Source organism: Kitasatospora sp. NPDC088346 (genome assembly GCF_044740765.1).
In the GTDB taxonomy this organism is placed as follows: Bacteria; Actinomycetota; Actinomycetes; order Streptomycetales; family Streptomycetaceae; genus Kitasatospora.
Genome location: NZ_JBIURH010000010.1, coordinates 56,493 through 80,314 on the forward strand (window position 1 = coordinate 56,493; position 23,822 = coordinate 80,314).

At 74.2% G+C, this 23,822-nt stretch carries 20 protein-coding genes; 9 read left to right on the forward strand and 11 right to left on the reverse strand.

All coding sequences use genetic code 11. The annotated features are described in order from the left end of the window. Positions 1 to 284 precede the first annotated feature (284 nt). The 5 genes from ACIOFR_RS16035 to ACIOFR_RS16055 all read left to right on the forward strand — a co-directional run bounded on the left by ACIOFR_RS16035 (position 285) and on the right by ACIOFR_RS16055 (position 6,523). Positions 285 to 1,529: a peptidoglycan DD-metalloendopeptidase family protein gene (locus ACIOFR_RS16035; protein WP_400997412.1), complete on the forward strand. Its 1,245-nt coding sequence runs from the start codon at positions 285 to 287 to the stop codon at positions 1,527 to 1,529. Between the two features lie 20 nt (positions 1,530 to 1,549). Continuing rightward, complete coding sequence (locus tag ACIOFR_RS16040) at positions 1,550 to 3,010, forward strand: glycosyl hydrolase family 32 (protein ID WP_400997081.1); 1,461 nt, start codon at positions 1,550 to 1,552, stop codon at positions 3,008 to 3,010. A 144-nt stretch (positions 3,011 to 3,154) separates the two neighbouring features. Then, positions 3,155 to 3,919, forward strand: coding sequence for a serine/threonine protein kinase (locus ACIOFR_RS16045; protein ID WP_400997083.1), 765 nt, complete (start codon positions 3,155 to 3,157; stop codon positions 3,917 to 3,919). A gap of 12 nt (positions 3,920 to 3,931) precedes the next feature. Continuing rightward, positions 3,932 to 5,320, forward strand: coding sequence for a serine/threonine-protein kinase (locus ACIOFR_RS16050; RefSeq protein WP_400997085.1), 1,389 nt, complete (start codon positions 3,932 to 3,934; stop codon positions 5,318 to 5,320). Between the two features lie 141 nt (positions 5,321 to 5,461). Then, entirely contained in the window at positions 5,462 to 6,523 is a 1,062-nt protein-coding gene (locus tag ACIOFR_RS16055; RefSeq protein ID WP_400997087.1) for a BTAD domain-containing putative transcriptional regulator, read from the forward strand. Positions 6,524 to 6,658: 135 nt separating this feature from the next. On the opposite strand, the gene ACIOFR_RS16060 is transcribed toward ACIOFR_RS16055, so the two are convergent. The 3 genes from ACIOFR_RS16060 to ACIOFR_RS16070 all read right to left on the reverse strand — a co-directional run bounded on the left by ACIOFR_RS16060 (position 6,659) and on the right by ACIOFR_RS16070 (position 11,081). Continuing rightward, the gene (locus tag ACIOFR_RS16060) at positions 6,659 to 7,747 is read right to left on the reverse strand and encodes an alpha/beta hydrolase (protein ID WP_400997090.1); all 1,089 of its coding nucleotides are present in this window, start codon (positions 7,745 to 7,747) and stop codon (positions 6,659 to 6,661) included. 122 nt (positions 7,748 to 7,869) lie between these two features. Next, the gene (locus ACIOFR_RS16065) at positions 7,870 to 10,380 is read right to left on the reverse strand and encodes a penicillin acylase family protein (protein ID WP_400997092.1); all 2,511 of its coding nucleotides are present in this window, start codon (positions 10,378 to 10,380) and stop codon (positions 7,870 to 7,872) included. Between the two features lie 32 nt (positions 10,381 to 10,412). Continuing rightward, the gene (locus ACIOFR_RS16070) at positions 10,413 to 11,081 is read right to left on the reverse strand and encodes a cutinase family protein (protein WP_400997095.1); all 669 of its coding nucleotides are present in this window, start codon (positions 11,079 to 11,081) and stop codon (positions 10,413 to 10,415) included. A 228-nt stretch (positions 11,082 to 11,309) separates the two neighbouring features. On the opposite strand from ACIOFR_RS16070, the gene ACIOFR_RS16075 reads away from it, so the two are divergent. Next, positions 11,310 to 13,043, forward strand: coding sequence for a SulP family inorganic anion transporter (locus tag ACIOFR_RS16075; RefSeq protein WP_400997097.1), 1,734 nt, complete (start codon positions 11,310 to 11,312; stop codon positions 13,041 to 13,043). A gap of 68 nt (positions 13,044 to 13,111) precedes the next feature. Here ACIOFR_RS16075 and ACIOFR_RS16080 read toward each other — a convergent pair whose 3' ends face one another. From ACIOFR_RS16080 to ACIOFR_RS16100, 5 genes are all read right to left on the reverse strand, one after another. After that, complete coding sequence (locus ACIOFR_RS16080) at positions 13,112 to 13,966, reverse strand: universal stress protein (RefSeq protein WP_400997100.1); 855 nt, start codon at positions 13,964 to 13,966, stop codon at positions 13,112 to 13,114. 11 nt (positions 13,967 to 13,977) lie between these two features. Next, entirely contained in the window at positions 13,978 to 14,250 is a 273-nt protein-coding gene (locus ACIOFR_RS16085) for a DUF1918 domain-containing protein (protein WP_400997102.1), read from the reverse strand. Positions 14,251 to 14,334: 84 nt separating this feature from the next. Next, positions 14,335 to 15,366: an Acg family FMN-binding oxidoreductase gene (locus ACIOFR_RS16090; RefSeq protein ID WP_400997104.1), complete on the reverse strand. Its 1,032-nt coding sequence runs from the start codon at positions 15,364 to 15,366 to the stop codon at positions 14,335 to 14,337. A 24-nt stretch (positions 15,367 to 15,390) separates the two neighbouring features. Beyond that, entirely contained in the window at positions 15,391 to 15,681 is a 291-nt protein-coding gene (locus ACIOFR_RS16095; RefSeq protein WP_400997107.1) for an SHOCT domain-containing protein, read from the reverse strand. 199 nt (positions 15,682 to 15,880) lie between these two features. Beyond that, positions 15,881 to 16,576, reverse strand: a complete 696-nt coding sequence (locus tag ACIOFR_RS16100; protein ID WP_400997110.1) for a CBS domain-containing protein — start codon at positions 16,574 to 16,576, stop codon at positions 15,881 to 15,883. Between the two features lie 391 nt (positions 16,577 to 16,967). Between ACIOFR_RS16100 and ACIOFR_RS16105 the strand changes: the two genes are divergently transcribed. Further along, positions 16,968 to 17,672, forward strand: coding sequence for a helix-turn-helix domain-containing protein (locus ACIOFR_RS16105; RefSeq protein ID WP_400997112.1), 705 nt, complete (start codon positions 16,968 to 16,970; stop codon positions 17,670 to 17,672). Beyond that, a complete protein-coding gene (locus ACIOFR_RS16110) occupies positions 17,669 to 20,083 on the forward strand; it encodes a glycoside hydrolase family 65 protein (protein ID WP_400997114.1) in 2,415 nt (804 codons plus the stop codon). The genes ACIOFR_RS16105 and ACIOFR_RS16110 overlap by 4 nt, the downstream gene beginning before the upstream one ends. A gap of 26 nt (positions 20,084 to 20,109) precedes the next feature. Here the strand turns inward: ACIOFR_RS16110 and ACIOFR_RS16115 are convergent, their stop codons facing one another. Beyond that, entirely contained in the window at positions 20,110 to 20,466 is a 357-nt protein-coding gene (locus tag ACIOFR_RS16115; protein WP_400997414.1) for a universal stress protein, read from the reverse strand. Positions 20,467 to 20,752: 286 nt separating this feature from the next. On the opposite strand from ACIOFR_RS16115, the gene ACIOFR_RS16120 reads away from it, so the two are divergent. Beyond that, positions 20,753 to 21,631, forward strand: coding sequence for a universal stress protein (locus ACIOFR_RS16120; RefSeq protein ID WP_400997117.1), 879 nt, complete (start codon positions 20,753 to 20,755; stop codon positions 21,629 to 21,631). Positions 21,632 to 21,656: 25 nt separating this feature from the next. Here ACIOFR_RS16120 and ACIOFR_RS16125 read toward each other — a convergent pair whose 3' ends face one another. Together ACIOFR_RS16125 and ACIOFR_RS16130 are read right to left on the reverse strand one after the other, a co-directional pair. Continuing rightward, entirely contained in the window at positions 21,657 to 23,036 is a 1,380-nt protein-coding gene (locus tag ACIOFR_RS16125; RefSeq protein ID WP_400997120.1) for a Ni/Fe hydrogenase subunit alpha, read from the reverse strand. Continuing rightward, positions 23,033 to 23,821: an oxidoreductase gene (locus tag ACIOFR_RS16130; RefSeq protein WP_400997123.1), complete on the reverse strand. Its 789-nt coding sequence runs from the start codon at positions 23,819 to 23,821 to the stop codon at positions 23,033 to 23,035. Before ACIOFR_RS16130 ends, ACIOFR_RS16125 begins: the two co-directional genes overlap by 4 nt. Between the last annotated feature and the right edge of the window lies 1 nt (position 23,822).

Consider the following 23,822-nt stretch of genomic DNA (forward strand, 5'->3'; position numbering starts at 1 on the left):
CGTGATCGGCCCGACCGGCACCTGCGGCTCTCGGCGGCAGCCGGAAGCCGGAAGGGGACAGTCTCGTCGGCCCGTCGGATCCCGTCAGTCCGTATGGTTCCGGGTTCTGCGCCGCGCGGCGCGTGGCTACCGTCCCAACCGCTCCCCCATGCGGCGGTTCGGACCGGCCGCCGTCACCCGCGTCCCCAGGAGGTCACGTTGGCCGCGCACCACCCCACCCGTAGGAGCGTCCTGCGTACGCACGGCGTCGTCGACCGCCCCCGCACGTCATGAGGGGCACTGCGGTGTTCTGCTCCCTCTCCCGCCGTGCCTCGCGCCTCGCCCTGGCCGCCGTCGCCCTGCTGCTGCCGGTCACCGTGCCGGCCGCTCCCGCCTCGGCCACCGCGTTCACGGCGTCCTGCCCGACCTCCGGCTACATCTCCCAGGGCTACACCCCGGAGCACAACGGCATCGACATCGCCAACGACTACGGCACCCCGATCTACGCGGTCGGCGACGGCGAGGTGCTGGTCTCCGGCCCGGCGCAGGGCTACGGCCAGTGGATCCGCGTGCTGCACCCGGACGGGACCATCACCGAGTACGGGCACATGCGCGAGCGGGACGTCGCCACCGGCGACCACGTGACGGCCGGTCAGCTGATCGCGCGGATGGGCAGTGAGGGCACGTCCGACGGCCCGCACCTGCACCTGCGGGTCTGGGCCGACCCGGACGCGACCGTGCGAACCGACCCGGTCCCGTACCTGGCGCAGCGCGGCATCGCCGTGCCCTGCACCCCGGGGGCCGGTCCGCACCCCACCCCGCTGGTGCATCCGGCGCAGTCGGGGCGGGTGGTGTCGGCGCGGTCGGCGGACGGCCGGCTGGAGGTGTTCGCGGCCGGCGCGAACGGCGTCTCGCACGCCTGGCAGACCGCGGTGAGCGGCGCATGGTCCGACTGGGAACCGCTCGGCGGCCCCGGCGACGCCGAACTCGCCATCGGCCCCGACCCCGACGGACGCCTGGAGATGTTCGCCCTCAGCGGCACCACCCTCCAACACCGCTACCAACTCCAACCCTCCGGCGCCTGGTCGAACTGGGAGACCTTCGGCGGCGGCGGCCACGCCATCGCCGCAGGCTCCAACCACGACGGCCGCCTCGAAGTCTTCGCCTCCGGCCCCGTCGGCGTCTTCCACAAGTACCAGACCGCCCCCAACGGCGGCTGGTCCGACTGGGAACCCACCGGCGGCCCCGCCGACTCCCGACTGACCAGTGAGCGTTCGCCGGACGGACGGGTGGAGGTGTTCGCCATCAACGGCAGCACCGCGCAGCACAGTTGGCAGACCGGCGTGAACGCCCCGTACGGCCAGTGGGAGACCTTCGGCGGCGCCGGGACGGAGATCGTCGCGACGGCCAACGCCGACGGCCGGATCGAGGTCTTCGGCACCAGCAGCACCGGAGTCCACCACCGCTGGCAGACCGGATTCGCCACCTGGTCCGACTGGACCTGGCTCAACACCACCGCCGGCCCCGCCGTCGACCGAGCACGGCGGTAGACCACCTGGAGCAGACAGACATGTCCCCGATCAGCAGGCGCGGCCTGCTGCGGGCGGCCGGAGCGGGAGCACTCGTGCTCCCGCTCGCGGGCCGTACCGCCACGACGGTGTCCGCCACCGGCGCCGCGGCGTCCCGTCCGTGGGTCGGCGCGGGCCCGTTCGGCCAGGTCTACGACCCGTCCACGGCACGCCGCCGCTACCTCAACGACCACACCCTGATCCGGGCCGGCGGGCGCTGGCACCTGTTCAGCATCGTCGGCGACGGTGCGCCGCCCGGGCAGGCCCCCGACAGTTCGGCGGAGGTCTCGCTCGCGCACGCCTCGGCTCCGGACCCGTCCGGGCCGTGGACCGGCCACCCGGACGCGCTGACCGTCGACCCCTCCTACTTCGGGGAGGAACACCTGTGGGCCCCGCACGTCGTCGAGTCGGACGGCGTCCACTGGATGTTCTACGCGGCGGGCGGGCGTACCGGGGCGGCGATCAACGCCGCCACCTCCACCGACCTGTTCACCTGGACCAGGCTGCCGTCCGGGCCGCTGTTCCGCGGGAACGCCGCCCGTGACCCGATGGTGCTGCGGATCGGTGGCGAGTGGGTGATGTACTACACCGAGCTGTCCGCCGACGGCCGGCACCAGGTCTGCCACCGGCGCTCCACCGACCTGCTGACCTGGGGCGAGCCCGGCACGGCGTTCACCGACCAGGCCACCTCCGCGGACGGCGTCTCGGTCACCGAGTCGCCCTTCGTGGTGGCCCGGGACGGCTGGTACCACCTGTTCATCGGGCCTCGGAACGGCTACGAGGGCACCGACGTGCTCGCCTCGCGGGACCCGTTCCGCTTCACCCTCGACGGGTACGCCGGCCATGTGCCGGGCCACGCGGTGGAGGTGGTCACCGACGGGCGGCAGTGGTGGGCGAGCGCCGCCGGCTGGTTCCGGCACGGCCTGTACCTGGCCCCGCTGAGCTGGCAGTCCACCCCGCCGCCCTGGCAGAGCCCGGACAACCCGGTCGCCGGTCCGGACGCGGAGGGCCGGCTGAAGGTGTTCGCCCTCGACGCTGCCGACCGGTCGGTGCTGCGCCGCGTCCAGCTCGACCCGGACACCGACAGCTGGTCGGAGTGGGAGGTCTTCGGTGGCCCGGCCGGCGCGGTGCCCGTACTGGGCCGCGACGCCGACGGCCGGCTGGAGGCGCTCACCCTCGCGCCCGGCGGCGACCGGCTCGCTCACCGCTGGCAGTCGGCGCCCGCCGGAGCCTGGGCGCCGGCCGGCGTGCTCGGCGAGGACTTCGGCGAACCGGGCCTGGTGCTCGCCGCGCCGCCCTCGGCCGCGGCCGATCCCACCGGACGGCTGCACGTCTTCGCGGTGGCGGAGGACGGCCGGCTCCGCACCCGCGTCCAGGACCGGCCCGGCGGTGGCTGGCGGCCGTGGGCCGCCTTCGGCGACCGCCCGGTGGCGCCGCTGCGCTCGGGGGCGCCGATGCTCTGACGTCCCGTCCGCCCGTTCTCCGATCCCCCGTCACGTGGCTTGCGCCACGCTACGGTTTACCGTCGTGCGCGGAGAGGTAGCGTTCGTGCGTCCGGCAACGGTCGGCACACGAAACGGGGGAGCAGTGCACGGGACGGAGGAGCGGTGAGCGGGGTTCTCGTCCATCTGCCGGAGGGGAACGGCGAGCAGGCGGTGACCCTGCGGCTCGGTCCGGGAGAGCGGGCGCGCTTCGGCCGCGGCTCGGCCGGCAGCCCGGTGGAACTGCGGATCGGCGACGAGACGGTCTCCCGGCTCGCCGGCGAGATCCACGCGATCGACGACCACTGGCAGTTGAGCAACCTCAGCAACACCCACGCCTACCTGGTGGAGAACCCGGAGGGCGCCGGTGAGTACCTGCGGGTGCCGCCGCGGCGGATCGGCGCGCCGATCCCGTTCGAGTTCTCCCGGGTGGTGCTGCCCTCGCGGCGGGAGACCCCGCTGTCCTTCCAGGTGTTCGCACCCGACCACGTCTTCCTGGACCCGCACGCCCAGGGCGGCTCCCGGGAGAGCCGCACCATGACGGCGTACTCGCTGGACGAGACCGCCACCTACTTCCTGGTGCTGGTCGCGCTCTGCGAACCGTGGCTGCGCGACCGCTCCCCCGCCGCCGTGCCCACCACCCCCCAGGTGGTCGCACGGCTGCGCGGCCACCCCGCCTGCACCCGGCTCACCGCCCGCGCGGTCAGCTCCCACCTGGACTACCTCGCCGACGAGAAGCTCCGCATCGACATGCCCGACGACGCGGGCCGCGCGGACCGCCGCAGCGGCAAGCGCGAGGCGGTCGTGGGGCTCGCCCTGAAGTTCGGCATCGTCCGGGAGGAGCACCTCGCGCTCCTGCCGCGCCCCGAGGCCGTCGGGCCCGGACGGTAGGGAGGGGCACCGATGGTGCACGACCCGGCCTCCTGTGCGGATCGCGAGGAGTTGCTGCCGTCCGGCCACCGGATCGGCGGGTGGATCGTCACCGGGCCGATCGGCGAGGGCGGCTGGGCGACCGTCTACGCCGCCCGGCGGGCCGGGGACGGCACCGGTCCGGAAGGCCCGAAGGGTCCGGACGACGCGGACGACGCGGACGGCACGGACGACGCGGTCGCCCTGAAGGTGCTGCCGACCGCCGGGCTCGCCCCGCGCCAGGCCCGCCTGGTCGCCGAATCCGCCCGCCGCGAGGTCGAGTTGGCCCGGTCCGCCCCGCACCCCCGGCTGGTCCGGCTGATCGACACGTTCACCCTGACCGCCCCCGACCGTCCGGCGCTCGACGGTGCGATCGTCCTGGTGATGGAACGCGCCCGGTGCACCCTGCGCGACCTGCTCGCGGCCGGCGTCGACGAGGAACGGGGCGGCCGGATCGTCGCCGGCATCTGCGAGGGTCTGGCCCACCTGCACCGTTCCGGCTGGGTCCACACCGACCTCAAACCGGAGAACGTCCTCATCGGCCGGGACGGCGAGGTCCGCCTCGCCGACTTCGGCCTCGCCATCGAGCTCACCGGCACCCACGGCCACTCCGCCCCCATGGGCACCCCCGACTACCTCCCGCCGGAACGCTGGAAGGCCCCGCTCGGCGAACACGGCGTCAAGGTCCGTACCACGGCGGACATCTGGGCGCTCGGCACGGTGATCCACGAGGTGTTCGCCGGCGGCGTGCCGCCCTTCCCCGGCGCCACCCCCGCAGCGCGCAGCGCCGCCGCGCAGCAGTACGCCGAGGGCCGCGCCGCCCTGCGCCTCGCCCCCGCCGTCCCCGCGTTCTGGCGCGCCATCGCCACCGACTGCCTCGCTCCCACGCACGCCGCCCGCGCCCCCCACACCGCCGAGAGCCTGCTCGCGCGCATCCACGCCCACCGGGCGGGCCGTCGCCCGCGCCGCCCGCGACCGCGCACCGCCCTGCTCGCCGTCACCCTCGCCCTCTGCGCCGTGGCCGCCGTTGCCGCCGTCACCGTGCTCCGGACGCACCTCGGCGCAGCCGCCCACCCCGCCCGCATCCGGGTCTTCAACGCCGAACGCAGCTGTCAGGAGCGCACCGACCGCGACCCGCGGTGCAGCCTCGGTCTCGCCGTCGACCCCCTGCGTCCCTACACCGCCGGCAACGTCGTCCCCGTCCGGGTCTGGCACGACGACACCCTGGAGGCCGACTGCCAACTCCCCTCCGGTCTCCCGGTCATCGACGAGGAGGACCGCACCTCCACCGTCTGGTACCGGGTCCGCCTCCCGGGCGCCGTCACCGCCTGGCTCCCCGCCGTCCGCACCAGGGACCGCCCCACCCTGACGGACTGCCACTGACCGTCCGGGAGGTCCGTGGCGGGCCGGGTGCGGTGCGCCGCACGTACTCCGGATCGTTCCGGATTCCCGGCCCGGGGCTCCCCCTCCTACCGTGTCGACGGCGTCCGCCGGACCGGCCGGACCAGAGCCAGGGGAGCAGCGATGCCGACGACCGCCACCACCGGCCGGCCGAGCGCCGTGCTCGGACACCAGGAACGCACGGTGTTGCACGCGGTCGGCTGCGGGCTGCGGGACGACGAGATCGCCGCCGCCCTGGCCATCTCCGAGGACGCCGTGACCGGGCACCTCGCGCGGATCCTGCGGAAGCTCGGGCTGCGCGACCGGGCCGCCGCCATCGTCCACGCCTTCGACTGCGGGCTGGTCGCCCCCGGCTGCGGCCCGCGCACGCAGCCGGTGGTGCCGCGCGGCGCCACCGGCACCGCGGCCGGACCGAGGGTGCGGATCTCCGTGCTCGGACCGCTGCGGGCCTGGCAGGACGGCCGGCCGGTGGAGCTGGGGCACCTGCGCCAGCAGGCGGTGCTGGCGGCGCTGGCGTTGCGCGGGGGACGTGCGGTCAGCCGGCAGGACCTGTTGGACGGGGTGTGGGGGTCGGAGCCGCCGGTCACCAACGTGGTGCCGGTCCACATCTACCGGCTGCGCAAGACCCTGCGCATCGGGGACAGCCCGGACTCGGTGATCGAGTACGACCGGTACGGCTACCGGCTGGTCCCCGGTGCGGCGGAGGTGGACCTGGTGCGCATGGAGCGCCTGGTCGCGGATGCCGGGGCGGCCCATCGGGCGGGCGATCCGGCCGAGGCGGTCCGGCTGTGTTCCCGGGCTCTGGGGCTGTTCCGCGGCGAGCTCCTGGCCGGACTGCCCGGCCCGCTCGCCGAGTCGGAGCGGCTGCGGCTGGCCGAGCGCAGGATCACCGTCGCGCAGCGGAAGTCGGAGTGGCAGCTGCGGCTGGGCCAGTGCGGCGAGGCGATCGCCGAGCTGTTCGCGCTGTCCGCGGAGCATCCGCTGAACGAGTCGGTGGCCGCGATGCTGATGCGGGCGCTGCACCGCGGCGGCCGCCGGGCCGACGCGCTGGCCGTCTTCGACCGCGCCCGCCGCCGGCTGGCCGCCGACCTGGGGGTTGCGCCGAGCCGGATGCTGCGGCAGACGCACCGGATGGTCCTGTGCGGGGACGAGACGGGCCCGGACCTCACCGGGGCCGCGCGCTGACCCCGTCCGGCGGGCCGGGGGTGCCGGGGCGGTGGCGCGCGGGTGGTGGCGCGCGGGTGGTGGTGCCCGGGTGGTGCGGCGGGCGGCACCGGGTGTCACGGTCGGCACGTGACACCCGCCGGCGGCTCCGCGCGGTCAGGAGGCGAAGGCCCGCTCCAGCCGGGGGATCAGGTCGCGGAGGTCCTGCTCCCAGCAGCCGCCGTTGTGGCCGCCGTTGCACTGGGTGCCCCAGGCGGAGCCGTCGCCGTAGTCGACGTAGTAGTAGGGCATGCCCAGGGCGTCCATGCGGTCCTTGACGTGTTTGGACGCACCTTCGAGCCAGAACTCGGCCTCGGTGGCCGACCCGCGCCCGTTGCCCACGTAGATGGAGACGCCGACTCCGGCGAGTCGGTCCATGTGCTGTGACGGGTCGGCCGCGTTCCACCGCCGGTCGGCGTTGAAGACGGGGTAGGGCGAACCGAACAGGGCGTCGCTGTCCACGCCGGGCCGGTACGGGTCGTTGGTGGGGTCGCAGGCGCCGGACGACGAGCCGCAGATCACGCCCTGCGCGTCGATGAGGGAGGCGACGACGGCGAACCGCAGGTCCATGGAGTCGGCCGACAGGTCGATGTCCCCCGACAGGGAGGCGGTCTGGCTGAACAGGTCGGGGCGGTCCTGGGCGTAGTGGAGGGCTCCGAAGCCGCCCATGGAGACGCCGGCGACGGCCCTGGCCTTCCTGGTGGCGGTGGTCCGCAGGTTCGCGTCGATGAACGGGATCACCTGGTCGAGGTGGAAGTTCTCCCAGTTCTGGGCGCCGGCCTGGGTCCTCTGGTCGAGCCAGTTGGCGTACCAGCCCCGGGCGCCGCCGTCCGGGATGACGGTGATCATCGAGTTCGAGGTGGTCAGCGCCGGATAGGTCTGCCGGACGGGGTCGTCGGGTGAGCCGTGCAGGAAGTACAGCACCGGGTAGCGCCTGGCCGGGTCGTCGTAGTAGCCGCTCGGGAGGATGATCTTGATGTGGTGCCTGCCCGTGACCTCCGGTGTGGTCACGGTGATGAAGAAGTCGGTGGGACCGCCCACGGCCGTGTCGACCTGGGTCAGACCGAAGCCGTCCGCCATCCGCGGCGGCGACCCGCTGCCGCCGGCGGCCCGGGCCGGGCCGGCGGTCGTGGCCGTCGTGGCCATGGCGACGACGGCGGCCAGCAGGGCCACCACCGTTCGCCAGCGGTGCACTGTCCTCGTCACGGTGTTCCCCCTCGTGAGTCCTGCTGTCTGCGCGGCGCGACGCCTGTCGACGGGCCGCGGATCCGCGGTGGAGCGGCACGCCGGCGACCGGTGTCGGTGGCCGGCGTGCCCGAACGCCGGTGTCAGGTGAGGACCTTGACCTCCAGGGCCGGCGAGGCGGCGATCTGGTCCTCGGTGTACCGCTCGGTCACCCACCGGCCCGCCGAGAACAGCCTGGTCTGGTCGGCGTAGTGCGGTGAGGCCGGGTCGGCCGACTGGGAGTAGGCCAGCACCGACGCGGCCTGCGGCGGGCCGTCGGCGGTGAACCGCACCTGCTGGACGAAGCTCGACCCGAAGACGACGTCCAGCTTGCCGTCGACCGCCCCGGGGGTGACCACGTTCAGCACCCCCAGTTCGTGGATCGACCCGTGGATCGGGATCTGCTCGCCGTTGCGGGTGACCTTCTGGACGTCCGACAGCCGCGCGTCGAGCGGGACGCCCGCGTTGCGCAGCGCGAGGACCGCCCGGCCGAACGCGTCACGGACGGCGGAGCTCCCGGGGTCCAGCGAGTTGGGCGTGTGCACCGGGTCCTTGGGGTCGAACGGAACCCGCCACGGCAGTCTCTCGACCGACTGCCCGTCGGTCAGGAAGGCCCAGTAGTTCTCGAACAGCCAGGACCCCCGGCTGTCCGCGGTGTACGCGTGGTCCTTCCAGGCGGCCAGGACCGGGCACGCCTCGCTGACGTCGACCAGGTTGCCGTCCACCAGGATCAGTCCGAAGGGCGCGCTGCGACACATGCTCACCGTGGCGTCCAGGGCCAGGTCGGCCGCCCTGCTGCGGTCGGCGAACAGCACCTGCTGCATGGTCTCCGGGGTGAAGCCCCGGCCCGGTAGTCCGTCGGTGCCGTTGATCCGGTTCTGCGCGGTCAGGATCAGCTGCTGGGTGCGCAGCGACCGTGGCGCCGCCGTGTCGCCCATCACCCTCGGGAAGGACAGCGGCTGTTCGGGGTTGGCCAGCCAGGCGCTGTCGTTGGCGTTGCCGACGAAGTCGGACCGGATCAGGCGGGGCTGCCGGTGCGGGTCCAGCAGCCCGGGTGCGACCGCGTTCGGGTCGTTCGGCCAGTCGCACGCGCTGCGCTTGCCGTCGAAGACGGAGATCGGCGGCACGTTGGGCAGCCGCAGCGCCTGGTAGAACAGCTGCTGGCCGGTCAGGGTGAGGCACGACCGGGCGTGCTCGTCGGTGATGTTCGGGGCGGCCTGGATGTCCGCGTACAGTGCGTTGCCCTTGCGGTCGGCGGCGACCGTGTTGAAGAAGGGCACGCCCTGGGTGGTCTCCAGGGCGGTGACCACGTCGTGGACGTCCTTGGCCTGGTCGAGGTGGAACCAGGTGTTCAGCGCCCGCAGGTTGTCCGTGTTCACGTCGCGCACCGCGTGCGCGCTCACCACCCAGGGCAGCGGGACGCCCTGCATCGACGTGGTGACCGGGCCGTAGCGGGTGGACCACAGCGTCCTGGTGACCCGGCCGAGCGAGCCGTCCGGGTTCAGCACGTCGACGCCGACCTGCTGCGAGGTCATCTGCTGCCAGGCGCCGTCCACCAGGTAGTTGGTCGGGTGCAGCGGGTCCACCTGCACGTCGAACAGCCCGAACGGGGAGACCGTGGCGACGGTGTGGCTCCAGGCGACGTCGTCGGTGTGCCCGATGTTGACCGCGGGGAGTCCGAGCAGGCTGGCCCCGGAGACGTTGATCCTGCCCGGGATCGTCAGCTGGCTCTGCCACATCCGGTTCTTGCCCTGCCACGGGAAATGCGGGTTGGCCAGCAGCATGCCGGTGCCCCCGGACACGCCCTGCGACCCGACCGCCAGGGCGTTGCTGCCCATGCTGCCCTGCCGGCGGGCCGCGGCCATCGCGTCCCGGATCCTCGCCGCTGTCTCCTCGGCCGAGGGCAGCGGCCGTTGCGGGGCCTCGGCCGAGGGCAGCGGCTGTTGCGGGGCCGCGGCCGAGGGCGCGGCGGCCGAGGCCCCCGGCGGGGCGGCGTTCACCTCACCGTCCAGCAGCGGGTCGGCGCTGCCCATGATGATCTCGGCGTGCGCGTGCCGGTAGACGTCCAGTTCCGTGATCGGGCGCACCCAGGCGGCGCCGCGGCAGGCCGGGTCGGACAGGTTGTTCACGCCGGTCTCGGCCAGGTACCGGTTGTACCCGCCGACGTAGCCGCGGATGGCCTCCCGGACCTCCGGTTCCGGCCCGTTGGGGGCCGGTTGCCCGATCAGCCGCTCCACCACCCGGTTGTCGTTGATCCGCTGGAAGTACAGGTCGCTGTTGAGATTGGTGGTGGTGTTCTGCCCCTCGCCGGGGCTCGCCCTGCCTGCGGGCCCGAGGTAGCGGGATCGCTGGGCATCGACCATCAGGTAGGTGTCGGCCAGGGTGCAGATGTTGTCCTTGGCCGCGGCGTACCCGTACCCCGTCCCCAGCCCCTCCCAGTCGGAGGCGATGATGTGCGGGATCCCGTACTCGGTGTACCGGATCGTCGGCCTGTCCGGCCCCTGAGCGGCGGCCGCCGGCCCCGCGGCCGGTGACCCGGCCGCCGCCGTGCCCGTCAACGCCACCACGGCCACGATCGCCAGCGGCAGCCCCGCCCGTCGTCCCCTGCGCGCCATCGCGCCGTCCTCTCCCCTCCGTCCGGGCCGGCCTACCAGGGGTACCAGGCGCCGTTGTACCACTGCTCGCTGGCGCTGTCGTTGTGGTGGTCCATGTTGAAGTCCTCGGGGTAGTTCCTGACGTGGTTGTTCGGGTAGGTCCAGATGCCGGCGGACTCGTCGCAGACGTAGTCCCAGTGGCAGATCGTCTTGACGGGCACGTTGCCGAAGAACCTGTCCGCCCCGGCGAGCGGAGCGCCGATGATGCCGCCGAACGGCACGGCCCCGCCGTTGGCGCCGGGAGGGCCCTGGCGCTTGGGGTCGGCGATCAGGATGGCGTTGACGTTGCCGAACGTCTGCCAGTTCTCGGTGACCCAGGTGTGCACCACCCCGGCTCCCAGGGAGTACCCGGCCATCTTCACGTGCTGGCCCGGGCAGGCGGCGCGCTGGTCGCGGACCAGCCGGTTGAGCTCGTTGACGCCCGCCCGCGCGCTCGCCCCGTTGGGGATCTGGGTGGGATACCCGACGTGCTGCTGGATGTTGCCGTAGAAACCGTCGTTGTTCCACGAACTGCCGGTCCCGCCGACGACGATCGTGTAGGTGCCCTCACAGGGGGCTGCCACCCGCGCGGCGGCCCCCTGCGCCGTGGCACCCTGTGCCGCGGTGAGCCCCACCGTCAGCAGGAGCCCGGCCGACGCGGCCGCGATCCGTCGTGCTCGCATGCGAATCCTCCCCACACAGAGGGCCTGCGCGTCCGCTCTGCTGTGCGGTACGCGTCCGGCCCAGGTCACCCGACGACAGTGGCAGCGGCCGATGACAACCCGATGAAGTCCCGTTCCGGAGCCCCGGCGGGCGCGAGCGGTGGTGGCCACGGCGGACACGCCGGCCGTACGTCGCGCGGCCGTGCGCCGTCCGGCGGCATGCTGAGCCCCGACGGTGAAAGGAGCGCCATGGCACGGCACACCGACGTCCCCGGCCCGCGAGGACACCGCTTCGTACCGGCGGTACCCGGCCTGACCGTGCTCAGGGGCTACCGGCGCGACCGGCTGCGCGGCGACCTGGTGGCCGGCGTGACGGTCGCGGCCTACCTGGTGCCGCAGGTGATGGCGTACGCCGGTGTCGCGGGGCTGCCGCCGGTGGCAGGCCTGTGGGCGATCCTGCCGGCGATCCCGCTGTACGCCTTCCTCGGCTCGTCCCGGCTGCTCTCGGTCGGACCCGAGTCGACCACCGCGCTGATGACGGCCACCGTGGTCGGCCCGCTCGCGGGTGGTGACGCCGGGCGCTACGCCGTACTTGCCGCGACACTCGCCGTCGTGGTCGGCGGGCTGTGCCTCCTCTCGTGGGCGGCACGGCTCGGCTTCGTCGCCGACCTGCTCTCGAAGCCCGTTCTGATCGGCTACCTGGCAGGCGTCGCCCTGAGCATGATGGCCGATCAGCTGCCGAAGCTCACCGGCGTACCGGTGGAGGGCGATCGATTCCTCCCGCAGGTCGGTTCCTTCCTCCGGCACCTGCCCGAGGGGAGCACGGCGACCGTGGTGGTCAGCGCCGCCGCCCTGGTCCTGCTGTTCGCCGTGGCGCACTTCCTGCCGCGGGCGCCCGGCCCTCTCCTGGTCGTGGTGCTCGGCATCGCCGTGGTGGCGGCTCTCGGCCTGGAACAGCACGGCATCGACACGATCGGGGCGATCCCCGGGGGACTACCCGCCTTCTCCCCTCCGGACCCGAGTGAGCTGGGCCGGCTGGCAGCGCCCGCCGCCGGAGTCCTCCTGGTCGGCTACACCGACATGGTCCTCACCGCGCGCGCCTTCACGTCCGGCCGCAGCGACGATCAGCTCGACGCCGACCAGGAGCTGTTCGCGCTGGGCGCCGCGAACCTCGGCGCCGGCCTGCTGTCCGGCTTCCCGGTGAGCAGCAGTGCCAGCCGTACCGCTCTCGCCCGGTCGGCCGGCGGTCGCACCCAGGTCTACGGGCTCGCCGCCGGTGCGTGCGTCCTGGCGGTCCTGCTCTTCCTCGGCCCGTTGCTGGAACACCTCCCGGTGGCCGTGCTCGGCGCCCTGGTCCTGTTCGCCGCCGTCCGGTTGATCGACGTGTCGGGCTTCCGCCGGCTGGCGTCCTTCCGCCGCCGTGAGCTGCTCCTGGCGATCGCCTGCCTGGTCGGTGTCCTCGCCCTGGACATCCTGTACGGGGTGCTGGTGGCCGTGGGGCTGTCGGTGGCCGAGCTGCTGAGCCGGGTGGCAAGGCCGCACGACGCGGTCCAGGGGCTGGTACCCGGCCTGGCCGGCATGCACGACGTCGACGACCACCCCCGGGCCCGTACCGTCCCCGGGCTGGTGGTGTACCGCTACGACTCACCGCTGTTCTTCGCCAACGCCGAGAACTTCCGCAGCCGGGCCCTGGCGGCCGTCGCCGACGAGACCAGCTCGGTGCGGTGGTTCGTCCTCAACACCGAGGCCAACGTCGAGGTCGACATCACCGCGCTGGACTCGGTCGAGACCCTGCGCCGTGAACTGGTCCGCCGCGGGATCGTCTTCGCCCTGGCACGGGTGAAGCAGGACCTGCGCGCCGACCTGGACGCGTACGGCCTGACCGACACCATCGGCCCCGAGCGGATCTACCCCACCCTGCCCACCGCGGTGGAGGCGTACCACGCCTGGCGAGCCGCCCGCGGAGACGGCACGGACCCCTGACCGCCGGAGCGGTCCCCCTCCCCGCCGATCGGCGAACCTCCCTGCCGTACCGCCGCGGTGGCCGGTGATCAGACGGAGGGGACGACGGCGACCGGGCAGTGGCCGTGCTGGACGACGGCCTGGCTGACGGACCCCAGGCGGCCGATGGGGCCCTCCGGCTTGCCGTGACGGCCCACGACGACGAGTCGATGCGTCCTCGACAGGGCCACGAGGTGATGCGCGGGCCCGGACCGCACGGCGTCCTCCTCGACCGGGACCTCGGGGTACTTCTGCTGCCAACCGGCCATGATCTCGGCGAGGAGCCGCTGCTCCTCCGCGGCGACGTGACCCGACTCGTACACGGGCGGGAGCGCGTGGCCGGGCCCGAGGACGAGCGGGTAGCTCCAGGCGTGGACCGCACGGAGCGGCAGGCCGTTCCTGCGGGCGCTGTCGAAGGCGAATTCGAGCAGTCCCTCGGACGGCTCCCGCCCCTCCACGCCGACGGCGACGCCGTCCGTCCTCCCGCCGCCGTTCGCCGGTACGACGACGACCGGGCAGGCGGCGTGCGCGGCGACGTGCAGACTCGTGGAACCGACCAGCAGCCCCGTGAACCCGCCGGATCCCCGTGAGCCCACCACGAGCAGGCCGGCCGCCGCGCTGAGGGCGACGAGCGCTTCGCGTGGACTCGCGTCCACGACCCCGCTGCTGACCTCCATGCCCGGGTGCCGCGCGGCGGCCCGCCCGGCCAGCACCCGCAGGGCCTCCTCGCCCGCCAGTCTGGCGGCCGTCGCGTCCAACACGTCCGGTGCCTGGTCCGGCTCCCAGAGCCACGCGTGGACGAGGTGCAGGCGTATCCCCCGGGAGTGGGCCTCGTCGGCCGCCCAGTCGACGGCCGCACCTGCGCTCGCGGGCTCGTCGACCCCCACGATCACTGGATGTGCCATGACGTTCTCCTTCACTGGACACGGGATGGACGGGCGGGACGCCCGGCACGTCCCGGACGTCGTCCGGCGGTCGGCCCCGTCCGCGGGTGCTCGGTGTGCCGGACGTGGTGGGCGCGGGCACCGGGCCCGGGGACCACCGGGGTGATCCGTCCGGTGTCGGACCGGCGGACGTCGTGGGTCGGAGTGCCGACCTCGTGGTGCAGGGCGACGACCGCACCGTCCCGGCGGGGCGCGCCGGCGGTCGGGCCTTCGACGAGCAGACGGCCGCCGATGTCCCCTTTCATCCTGCGCTCCTTCCCGTCCGGCCACGACCGGGTGCTTCCAGGCTCCCCCGCGCGACCGGCCGGGGCACGGCCCGGAGCACCACTTCACGGCCGGCGCGGGTCCCCGTCGTCGGGGTCGAGGACATCGGGGTCGAGGACATCGGGGTCGAGGACATCGGAGACGGCGAGTCGGGGGGTCGGCGCGCCTTCCGGGCCGTAGCCGAGGCGGATGAGCACCTGTGGGTGGCTCGGGCCCCGTTGCGGATCCCGGGCGACCCGGCGCAGCTCCGGCCACTCCATGGCCTGGTGGAGGAGCGACGCCCGGACCCCGTGCACGGTCGCGACCAGCAGGAGGTGCTGCAGGGCGATCCCGGCGCGGAGCCAGTCCACCGGCGCGTCGCCCCGGGTGGAGAGGAGGGCGATGCACGGCCGGGTCTCGAACAGCGCCGGCGCCAGGGGCTCCTGGGGGTGGATGGCGGTGAAGTCCCGCATCGGCATCCGGCCGTCGCTGTCCTGCGGACCGAGCGCGGCAGCGGGGATCCCGTACGCCGGAGCGCCCGGTCCCCGGATCCAACGACGGCTCTCCGAGCTGCGCACGGGGTCCGTGGTGTTGCGGCGCTCGGCCTCCGCGGTCAGCTCCAGCAGCCGCGCGCGCTCGTCACCGGTCGGGAAGTGCAACAGTGCTTCTTCCGCCTGTGCGGTCTCGGCGAGCCGGTCGAGCACCTCGGCGGGGATCGGTGGCCCGGTGAACGGGGTCCGGACGGTGTGGCGTCGCCAGATCGCGTCGTACAGCTCACCGGTGCTGGCGAGTCGGGCGTGGGAGCGGTCGGTCAGCTCCACCTCGGCCAGCAGGTCGGGTTCGGCCGAGTCGGGAAGCAGCCGGACCGCGGGCGCCCAGCCCGCGCGGCGGGCGGCGATCCGAAGGTTGAGGACCGCCGCCCCCACCGAGATGTGCAGCGCCCGGTCGTCCGGGTCGGTCGCCGGCAGTGAGCGTTCGGGGAGCGCCCGCACCTCGATCGTGGAGGTGTCCGGATCCAGCCGGAAGCGCCAGGGCTGGCTGTTGTGGATGGAGGGCGCCGCGACCGCGGCGGCGATCAGACGCTCCACCGCGGCGGCGTCGAGGACGAGGATGTCCATGGTGTGCTCCCTGGATCGCCGGATTCAGCCGGACACCGGCCCGGTGGCACCCGATCTCAGGGTGTCCAGGCGGTGGCGGTACTCGTCGGCGTCGATCTCACCGCGGGCGAAGCGCTCGGCGAGCAGCTGTTCGGGCGACGGCAACGGCGGCGACGACGACGGGCGCGCGTCGGGCGGGCGTGGTCGGGGCGTCTGACCGAGGTAGCGGCCGAGGGCGACGGCCAGGACGACCAGCAGGCCCAGGAACAGCAGCATGCCGATGGCCATCAGGCCGAAACCCCAACCGCCCATGTCGTGGTCGTTCCAGTACATCATCACGGGCTCCCGGTCGAGGGGGGGGGAAGGCTGGTGCCTCACCTCCCACGGTCCGCCCGCGCACGGGACCACCGCTTGGGCCGATCGGCTCGATTCCCGGGCCGGTCGGGCTCGGTGCGGCCGGGCCGGTGGGTACCGGTGGGTCGGCGGCGGCCCACGGCTGTGGTCGCCGTCGCCCCGCCGACGCTTCCCGCCGCGTTCACCCGCTCGCGTGGTAGGCCCGGGGGTGCTCCACCCGGACGTCGGTGTCGTCCTCGGACCAGTCGAGGGTCGGGTGCACCGCGACCACGCCGTCCACGGCACGGCACAGCTGCTCCGCGATCGGGACCATGCTCCGGCGCGGCAACCGCCCGGTGAGGGTCACCACACCGTCCCGTACCGTCACCCGGACGTCGCCGGGGGCCAGCCAGAGGGTCTGGCCGAGCACGTCGTGGGTGATCTCCTCGCGGATCGCCGCGTCGTGTCGCAGGAAGACCTGGAGCAGGTCACGACGGCTGACGATGCCGACCAGCCGGCCCACCTCGTCGACGACGGGCAGCCGCTTCACGTGGTGCCGGTCCATCGCGCGGGCGGCCTCGGGGATCGACCACGTCGCCCGTGCGGTGACGGCCGGGCTGGTCATCAGGCCGCCCGCCGTCTCGGCCTCCGCCCGGGCCCGGTCGTTCGCGTCCAGCCAGCGGCCGGGCGCCGACCCCTCGGTGTCGGGCAGGACGGCCTCCTTGCGGATCAGATCCGCCTCGGAGACCATGCCGATCGGGCGCCTGCGGTCGTCGACGACCGGGACCGCCGTGATGTCGTTGCGGTGGAAGAGCGCGGCCACCTCCTTGAACGGCGTGTCGGGCCCGGCGGTGACCACCTCCTGGGTCATCACGTCGTGGACGCTGCGGTGGTGCATGCCCTCACCCCTTCGCTGGTGGTGCCGTACCCCAACTGTCCGCCGGTACAAGGGGGTCGACACAGGGCCGTTCGGTACCGCCCACGGGCCGAACCGGCCCGGGACACCGCGCCGGGTGGCCCGGGCGCGGCCCGACGGCAGCGGGGGCCGCGCAGTTCGGTCACCACGGTGGTGAGGTCGCGTTCGGTCAGCGGTGCGAGCCCGGGTGGGGCGGTCGCCGAGCACGTCGGTGGCGGACCCGCCGATGAACCGCCGTTCCCGTACGGGGCCCGTCGCCGGTCCACCTGGTCCGGTCGGCCCTGGCGGCCGGGTCCGGCCGGACGGACCATGAGAAGGGAGGAGGCCCCGGCGGCCGGCCGGGCCCGGGTGACGGTGGAGAGGAACGATCTTCATGAGCACGACGAGCGGCGGCCGTCCCCGGAGCCGCCCCGCGGAGCCCGGTGAGGTCGGCCGCCGTGTCGCCCACCGCCGTGAACAGCTGGGCCTCACCCGCGAGCAGGTGGCGGAGCGGGCCGGGATGACGGTCAACTTCATCGAGTACCTGGAGTCCCGTCCGGCGACCGTCGAGCCGGGGACGGTCACCGTGCTCGCGGGTACGCTCGGCACCTCGGTCGGGTACCTCCTCGGCGGCGGCCTCGACCGGCCGCCCGGACAGGCGGGGCCGTCCTCGCGCCCGGTGGTGGAGGAGCTGGCGCCGTCGGAGTGCTGGGCGCGGATGGCACCGGGTGGAGTCGGCCGGGTCGCGCTGTCCACGCCCGACGGTCCGCAGGTCCTGCCGGTCAACTACCGCGTTCTGGACGGCACCGTGCTGTACCGCACCACGGCGGCGAGCACCGCCGCCACCGCGGTGGGCGAACGTGTCGCCTTCGAGGTCGACCGGCTCGACGAGGCCCTCGGCACCGGCTGGAGCGTCCTCGTCACCGGACCGGCGCACCGGGTCGCCGAGGCGGACGCCGTGAGGTGGCTCGGCGAGCACGCGGACCCCCGGCCATGGGTCGGCGGTGAGCGCGACGTCTGGGTACGGATCGAACCGGGGCGGATCACCGGACGCGCCGTCCGCGCCGCCGGGACGACGCCCCCGGACGACACCCCGTGAGGGAGGGGCGGCCGGGACGCCGGGCCTCCGGGCGCTGCGGTCCCTGGCGACTCGGCTACCAGGGCTTCGACCCGGCCGACGAAGGCGTCCGGGAGGTGCTCTGCGCGGTGGGGAACGGCTACCTGGTCAGCCGCGCGGCCGCTCCCGAGAGCCGGGCGGACGGCGTCCACTACCCCGGCACGTACCTGGCCGGGTGCTACGACCGCGCGCGCTCCACGGTCGGTGGCCGGGTCGTCGAGAACGAGGACCTGATCAACTGCCCCAACTGGCTCCCGCTCACCTTCCGGCCGGAGGGCGGCGAGTGGTTCGCGGGGCCCGCCACGGCCGAGCGGCTGGACCTGGACCTGCGTCACGGCGTGCTGACCCGGCGCGCCCTGGTGGTGGACGGCTCCGGCCGCCGGACCAGGCTCACGCAGCGCCGGATCGCCAGCCAGGCCCAGCCGCACCTGGTCGCGCTGGAGACCGAGTTGGTCCCCGAGAACTGGTCCGGCCGGCTGGAGGTCCGCTCGGGGATCGACGCCCGGCTGTCCAACTCCGGCGTCGTGCGCTACCGCGGACTGACCGGCCGCCACCTGCTGCCGGACGGGCAGGGCACGGACGCCGACGGAACGCTGTGGCTCCAGGCGGCCGCGACCGGGTCGCCGTTGCGGATCGCGCTCGCCGCCCGAACCCGCCCGCACCGGGCGGGAACCCCTCTCCCGGCGACCCGGACCGAGGAGCTGCGGGACGGCTGGGCGGCGCAGGTCCTCGTGCTGGACGTGACGCGGGGATCGCCGGTGACGGTGGAGAAGACGGTCGCCGTGTACACCTCCCGCGACCCGGCGATCGGCGCTCCGCTGCGGGCCGCCCGGGCGCTGGCGGCGCAGGCGCCGGCCTTCGGCGTCCTGGCCCGCGACCACGCGCTGCGCTGGGCGGAACTGTGGCGCCGCTGCCGGATCGACACGGACTTCGACGGCGTCGGCGCCGTGCGCCTGCACCTGTTCCACCTCCTGCAGACCTACTCCGAGCACTCCGTCGACCTCGATGTCGGCATCCCCGCCCGTGGCCTGCACGGCGAGGCCTACCGCGGCCACGTCTTCTGGGACGAGCTGTTCGTCCTCCAACTGCTCAACCTGCGCTTCCCCGAGCTCGCCAGGGCCGTGCTGCGCTACCGTCACCGCCGTCTGGACGCCGCCCGGCAGGCCGCCCGGGCAGCCGGCCTGCGCGGCGCGATGTACCCCTGGCAGAGCGCCTCGGACGGCCGGGAGGAGTCGCAGCGGCTGCATCTCAACCCGCTGTCCGGCCGCTGGCTGCCCGACCACAGCCACCTCCAGCGGCACGTCGGCTCGGCGGTGGCGTACAACGTCTGGCAGCACTACGAGGCCACCGGTGACGTGGACTTCCTGGCCGCCACCGGCGCCGAGACGCTGCTGGAGGTCGCCCGCTTCTGGTCGTCCGCGGCTTCGTACGACCCACGGCGCGGGCGGTACTCGATCCGCGGCGTGCTCGGGCCGGACGAGTACCACGACGCCTACCCCTGGTCGGAGCGGCCCGGGCTCGACGACAACACGTACACCAACGTGCTCGCTTCCTGGGTGCTCGCCCGCGGCCTCGACGCGGTCGAACTGCTGCCCGGCTACCGGCGCGCGGAACTTCTGGAGAGGCTGGCCCTGGACCGCGACGAGCTCGACCGCTGGCAGGAGGTGAGCCGCCGCCTCCACGTGCCGTTCCACGACGGCGTGCTCAGCCAGTTCGAGGGCTACGAGCGGCTGGCGGAACTCGACTGGCAGGCCTACCGGCGGCGGTACCCGGACCTGCGCCGCCTGGACCGGATCCTGGAGGCCGAGGGCGACACGGTCAACCGCTACAAGGCGTCCAAGCAGGCGGACGTCCTGATGCTCTTCTACCTGTTCTCGGCGCGCGAGGTCCGCGGCCTGCTGCGCCGGCTCGGGTACCCGGCCGGCCACGAACTGCTGCACCGGACGACCGACCACTACCTGCGGCGCACCGTGCACGGCTCGACGCTCAGCGCCGTGGTGCACGCCTGGGTCCTCACCAGGACCGACCGCCTCGCCTCCTGGCGGTTCTTCCGCGACGCCCTCGACGGTGACCTGACCGACGTGCAGGGAGGTACCACCGCCGAGGGCATCCACCTCGGCGCGATGGCCGGTACCGTCGACCTGCTGCAGCGCTGCTACACCGGCCTGGAGATCCGTCAGGACACGCTCTGGCTGGCCCCCCGGCTGCCGTCGGCGATCGGCCGGATCGAGCTGGACCTCCGCTACCGCGGCCACTGGGGCATCACGGTCTCCGTCGACCGGCACACCGTCACGGTCCGCCTTCCCGAGGGCCCCGAGGATCCCGTGCGGATCGGCTTCCGGGGTTCGACGACGACCGTCCGGCCCGGCGAGAGCCACCGCTTCTCGCTCTGATCCCGGCGCCGGTGGCGGTCCCGCGGTCAGCCGGGCGGGCGGACGATCACCACGGGGCAGGGCGCGTGCATCGCGCACCGCGCGCTCACCGAGCCCAGCAGGGCCCGGGCGAAGGTTCCGTGACCACGGCTGCCGACGACCAGGATCTCGGCACCGGCGGCCGCTTCCAGCAGGACGTCGGCCGGGTTGCCGCGCACCAGCCTCTCGCGCACCTCGACCGGCCGCGTGTCCCCCAGCACCTCGTCGATCTCCTGGTCGAACCGGCGACGAGCCGTCTCCGCCTCCAGCGTGGGGTCGACGACGGTGGGCCCGGCGAAGAGCGGGGTGGCCTCCCACGCACCCACCGCGTCCACCGTCGCGCCGATCAGGGCCGCCTGCCGCATCGCCCAGCGCAGCGCCGCCTGTGACGAGGGCGAGCCGTCGACGCCGACCACGACACGGGGGGTCGAACCGTTCCCGGTCACGAGCAACCACCTCATTTCCATCCGGTCACCTCCCACGCTGCACTCCCGGCGCCCGGTCCGCCAGTGAAGTTCGGCAGCGCCGGGCCGGAATCCGGCCCGGCGTGGTGGGGCCACTCGGCCCTCCCGCCCGGGACGGGCCGCTGCCTACGGTTCGTACGGGCCCGGGACGCGACGGGCCGCCGCCGCGACCACCGGTGGAGGAGCCATGGCATCCGTCAGCACACGCCGCCCGATCGTTCTCGGCGTCGACGCCGAGGGCCCGGGCCGGCTCGCCACCTCCTGGGCCGCGGACGAGGCGGACCGCCGGGGACTGCCGCTGCTGCTGGTCCACGCCGTACCGCGGCCCTCCGCCGGTCCGCACCGCGCCGAGCGGCGTCCCCACGGGGAACTCCACCGCGACGGCGCCCGGGCGCTCGACCGGGCCACGGCCTTGGCGGGCGAGCGGCGTCCCGGGCTGGCGGCGACCACCGCCCTGGTGGACGGCAACCCGGGCCAGGTGCTGTGCCAGGAGTCGCGGCACGCCGAGCTCGTGGTGGTCGGGTCGCGCCGGCTCTCCCGGGCGGAGGAGTACCTCAGCGCCTTCTCGGTGGCCGTCCCGGTCAGTGCGCAGGCCTCCTGCCCGGTGGTGGTCGTACGCGAGCCCGAACACATCGGCGAAGGCCCTCCCCACCTCGTGGTGGGCGTGGACGGCAGTCCGTCGTCGGCCACGGCGACCGGCTTCGCCTTCGACCTGGCGGCCCGGCGGGGCGCCGCCCTGCACGCCGTCTGGGTGTGGCAGTCGCAGCTGATCGCCCGGGTCGACGAGGAATCGGCCCTCCGGACGCTGCGGCTGCTGCTGGCCGAGACCACCGCCGGCCACGCCGACCGCTACCCCGACGTGTCCCTGACCCACGAGGTGATCCGGGGCCACCCCGTGGAGGAACTGGCCGGGGCCTCGGACCACGCCCTCGCCGTCGTGGTCGGACGCCGGGGGCACGGCGGTTTCACCGGCATGCGGCTCGGCTCGGTCCCGCACGGCCTGCTGCACCGCGCCCGCTGTCCGGTCGTCACCGTGCCCCGACCGGCCGGGCCCGCGGACGCCTGAGCCCCCGGCCGCACGGCCGGCGCCCTCAGCCGGCGCTGCCGTCCCGGTCCACGGTGAGGTCGAGGAAGTGGGTGGAGCAGGAGATGCACGGATCGTGGTTGCGGATGGCCCGTTCGCACCGGACGGTCAGCTCGGCGTCGGTGGGCCTGCCCGTCCTCAGACCGTCCTCGACGGTGCGGCGCAGGTCCTCCTCGATCGCGTCCTGGTTCTGGGCGGTCGGCGGGACCAGCACCGCCTCGGTGACGTCCCCCCGCGCGTCCAGACGGTAACGGTGGTAGAGCAGGCCGCGCGGCGCCTCGGTGGCACCGTGGCCGGTGCCGGCACGCGGGGGCACCTCGACGTGGGGGTGCGGCGGCGGCTCGTAGGCGTCGATGAGGCGCAGGGCCTCGTCCACGGCGTACAGCACCTCGACCGCCCGGACGACGATGCTGCGGTAGGGGTTCCGGCAGACCGCGCCCTGCCGGGGGTCGCCGAGTCCGGCGTCCTGAGCGGCCTGGATGGCCAGCGGGGAGAGCCGGTGTCCGCTGATGGCGTACCGGGCCAGCGGGCCGGTCAGGTGGCGGCGGCCGTCCAGCCGGGCGTGCAGCGCGGTGGAGTGCGGGACCTGGGTCTCCACCACGTGGTCGCCGAACTCGCGGACGCCGAACGTGCGGGTGGGCAGCGCGTGCGGGCTCGCCGCGGGCAGTCCGGCGGTGTGCGGGGCCGCCATCACCGTCGGTGTGCCCGACTCGATGGCGTAGGTGCCGGGTTCGGCCAGTGCGAGCAGGTCGTGGTCCGATCCGGCGTCGGGGAAGTCGAATCCGGCCACCCACCGCACGGTCTGCGCGGCGTCGTCCCTCGCCCGGCGCAGCAGCTCTGCCAGCGGCCGCAGTTCGGCTCTGGTCGGCACCCGGTGGAAGCCACCGAGGCGGACGTTGACCGGGTGGACCGCCCGGCCGCCGAGCAGCTCGATGATCGCGTTCCCGGCCTGCTTGAGCCGCAGCCCGCGCTCCACGTCCGCGCGCCGGGAGCGGGCCAGTTCCACGACGCCGTCACAGCCGTGGAAGTCGGGGGCGTGCAGCAGGTGGACGTGCAGGGTGTGGCTCTCGATCCACTCGCCGCAGTAGATCAGGCGGCGCAGCGCGGCCAGTTGACCGTCCACCACGGCTCCGCAGGCGTCCTCGACGGCCCGGCAGGCGCTCAGCTGGTAGGCGATCGGGCAGATCCCGCAGATCCGGGAGGTGATGTCGGGCGGTTCGGTGTACGAGCGGCCCCGCAGGAACGCCTCGAAGAACCGCGGGGGTTCGTAGACGGCCAGTCGCGCCTCGGCGACCTCGTCGCCCCGGACCCGCAGGTACAGCGAGCCCTCGCCCTCGACCCGGGAGAGCGAGCCGACGTGCAGCACTCGGGAGCCGCGGTGGGTCACCGTCGCTCTTCCTTCCGGGAGGCGGCCTCGAATTCGGGGGCCGCGGTGTTGAAGGTCCGTAGGACCCGCACCACGTCGAGGGTGTCCATGCCGTCGCGGTGCAGCAGCGGGACGAAGGCGGGGAAGTTGGTGGAGTCGGACGGCCCGAAGCAGCCGTAGCAGCCGCGTCGGAAGGTGGGGCAGATGGCACCGCAGCCCGCGTGGGTGACCGGTCCGAGGCAGGGAGTGCCGTGAGCGACCGTCACGCAGACCGTGCCCCGCTGCTTGCACTCGAAGCAGACACTGTGCGCGGGGACGTCCGGCCGCCGTCCGGCGAGGTGGGCGGTGATCACCTCCAGGAGCTGGCGCCGGTCGATCGGGCAGCCGTGCAACTCGAAGTCGACGGGGACGTGGGCGCTGATCGGGGTGGAGGTGGCCAGTGTGGCGACGTAGTCGGGGCGGGCGTAGACGGCGGCCTGGAACTCGGCGACGTCGGCGTAGTTGCGCAGCGCCTGGACGCCGCCTGCGGTGGCGCAGGCGCCGATGGTGACCAGCCGCCGGGACACGGCGCGGACGTGGTGGATGCGCTCGACGTCCTGCGCGGTGGTCACCGAGCCCTCGACGAGCGACAGATCGTAGGGGCCCGGCGCGTCGGCGCTGGAGGCCTCCAGGAAGTGGGCGATCTCCACCTGCTCGGCGAGGCCGAGGAGTTCGTCCTCGCAGTCCAGCAGGGTGAGCTGGCAGCCGTCGCAGGAGGCGAACTTCCAGACCGCGAGCCTCGGACGCCGGCGGGGTTCCCCGCTCACG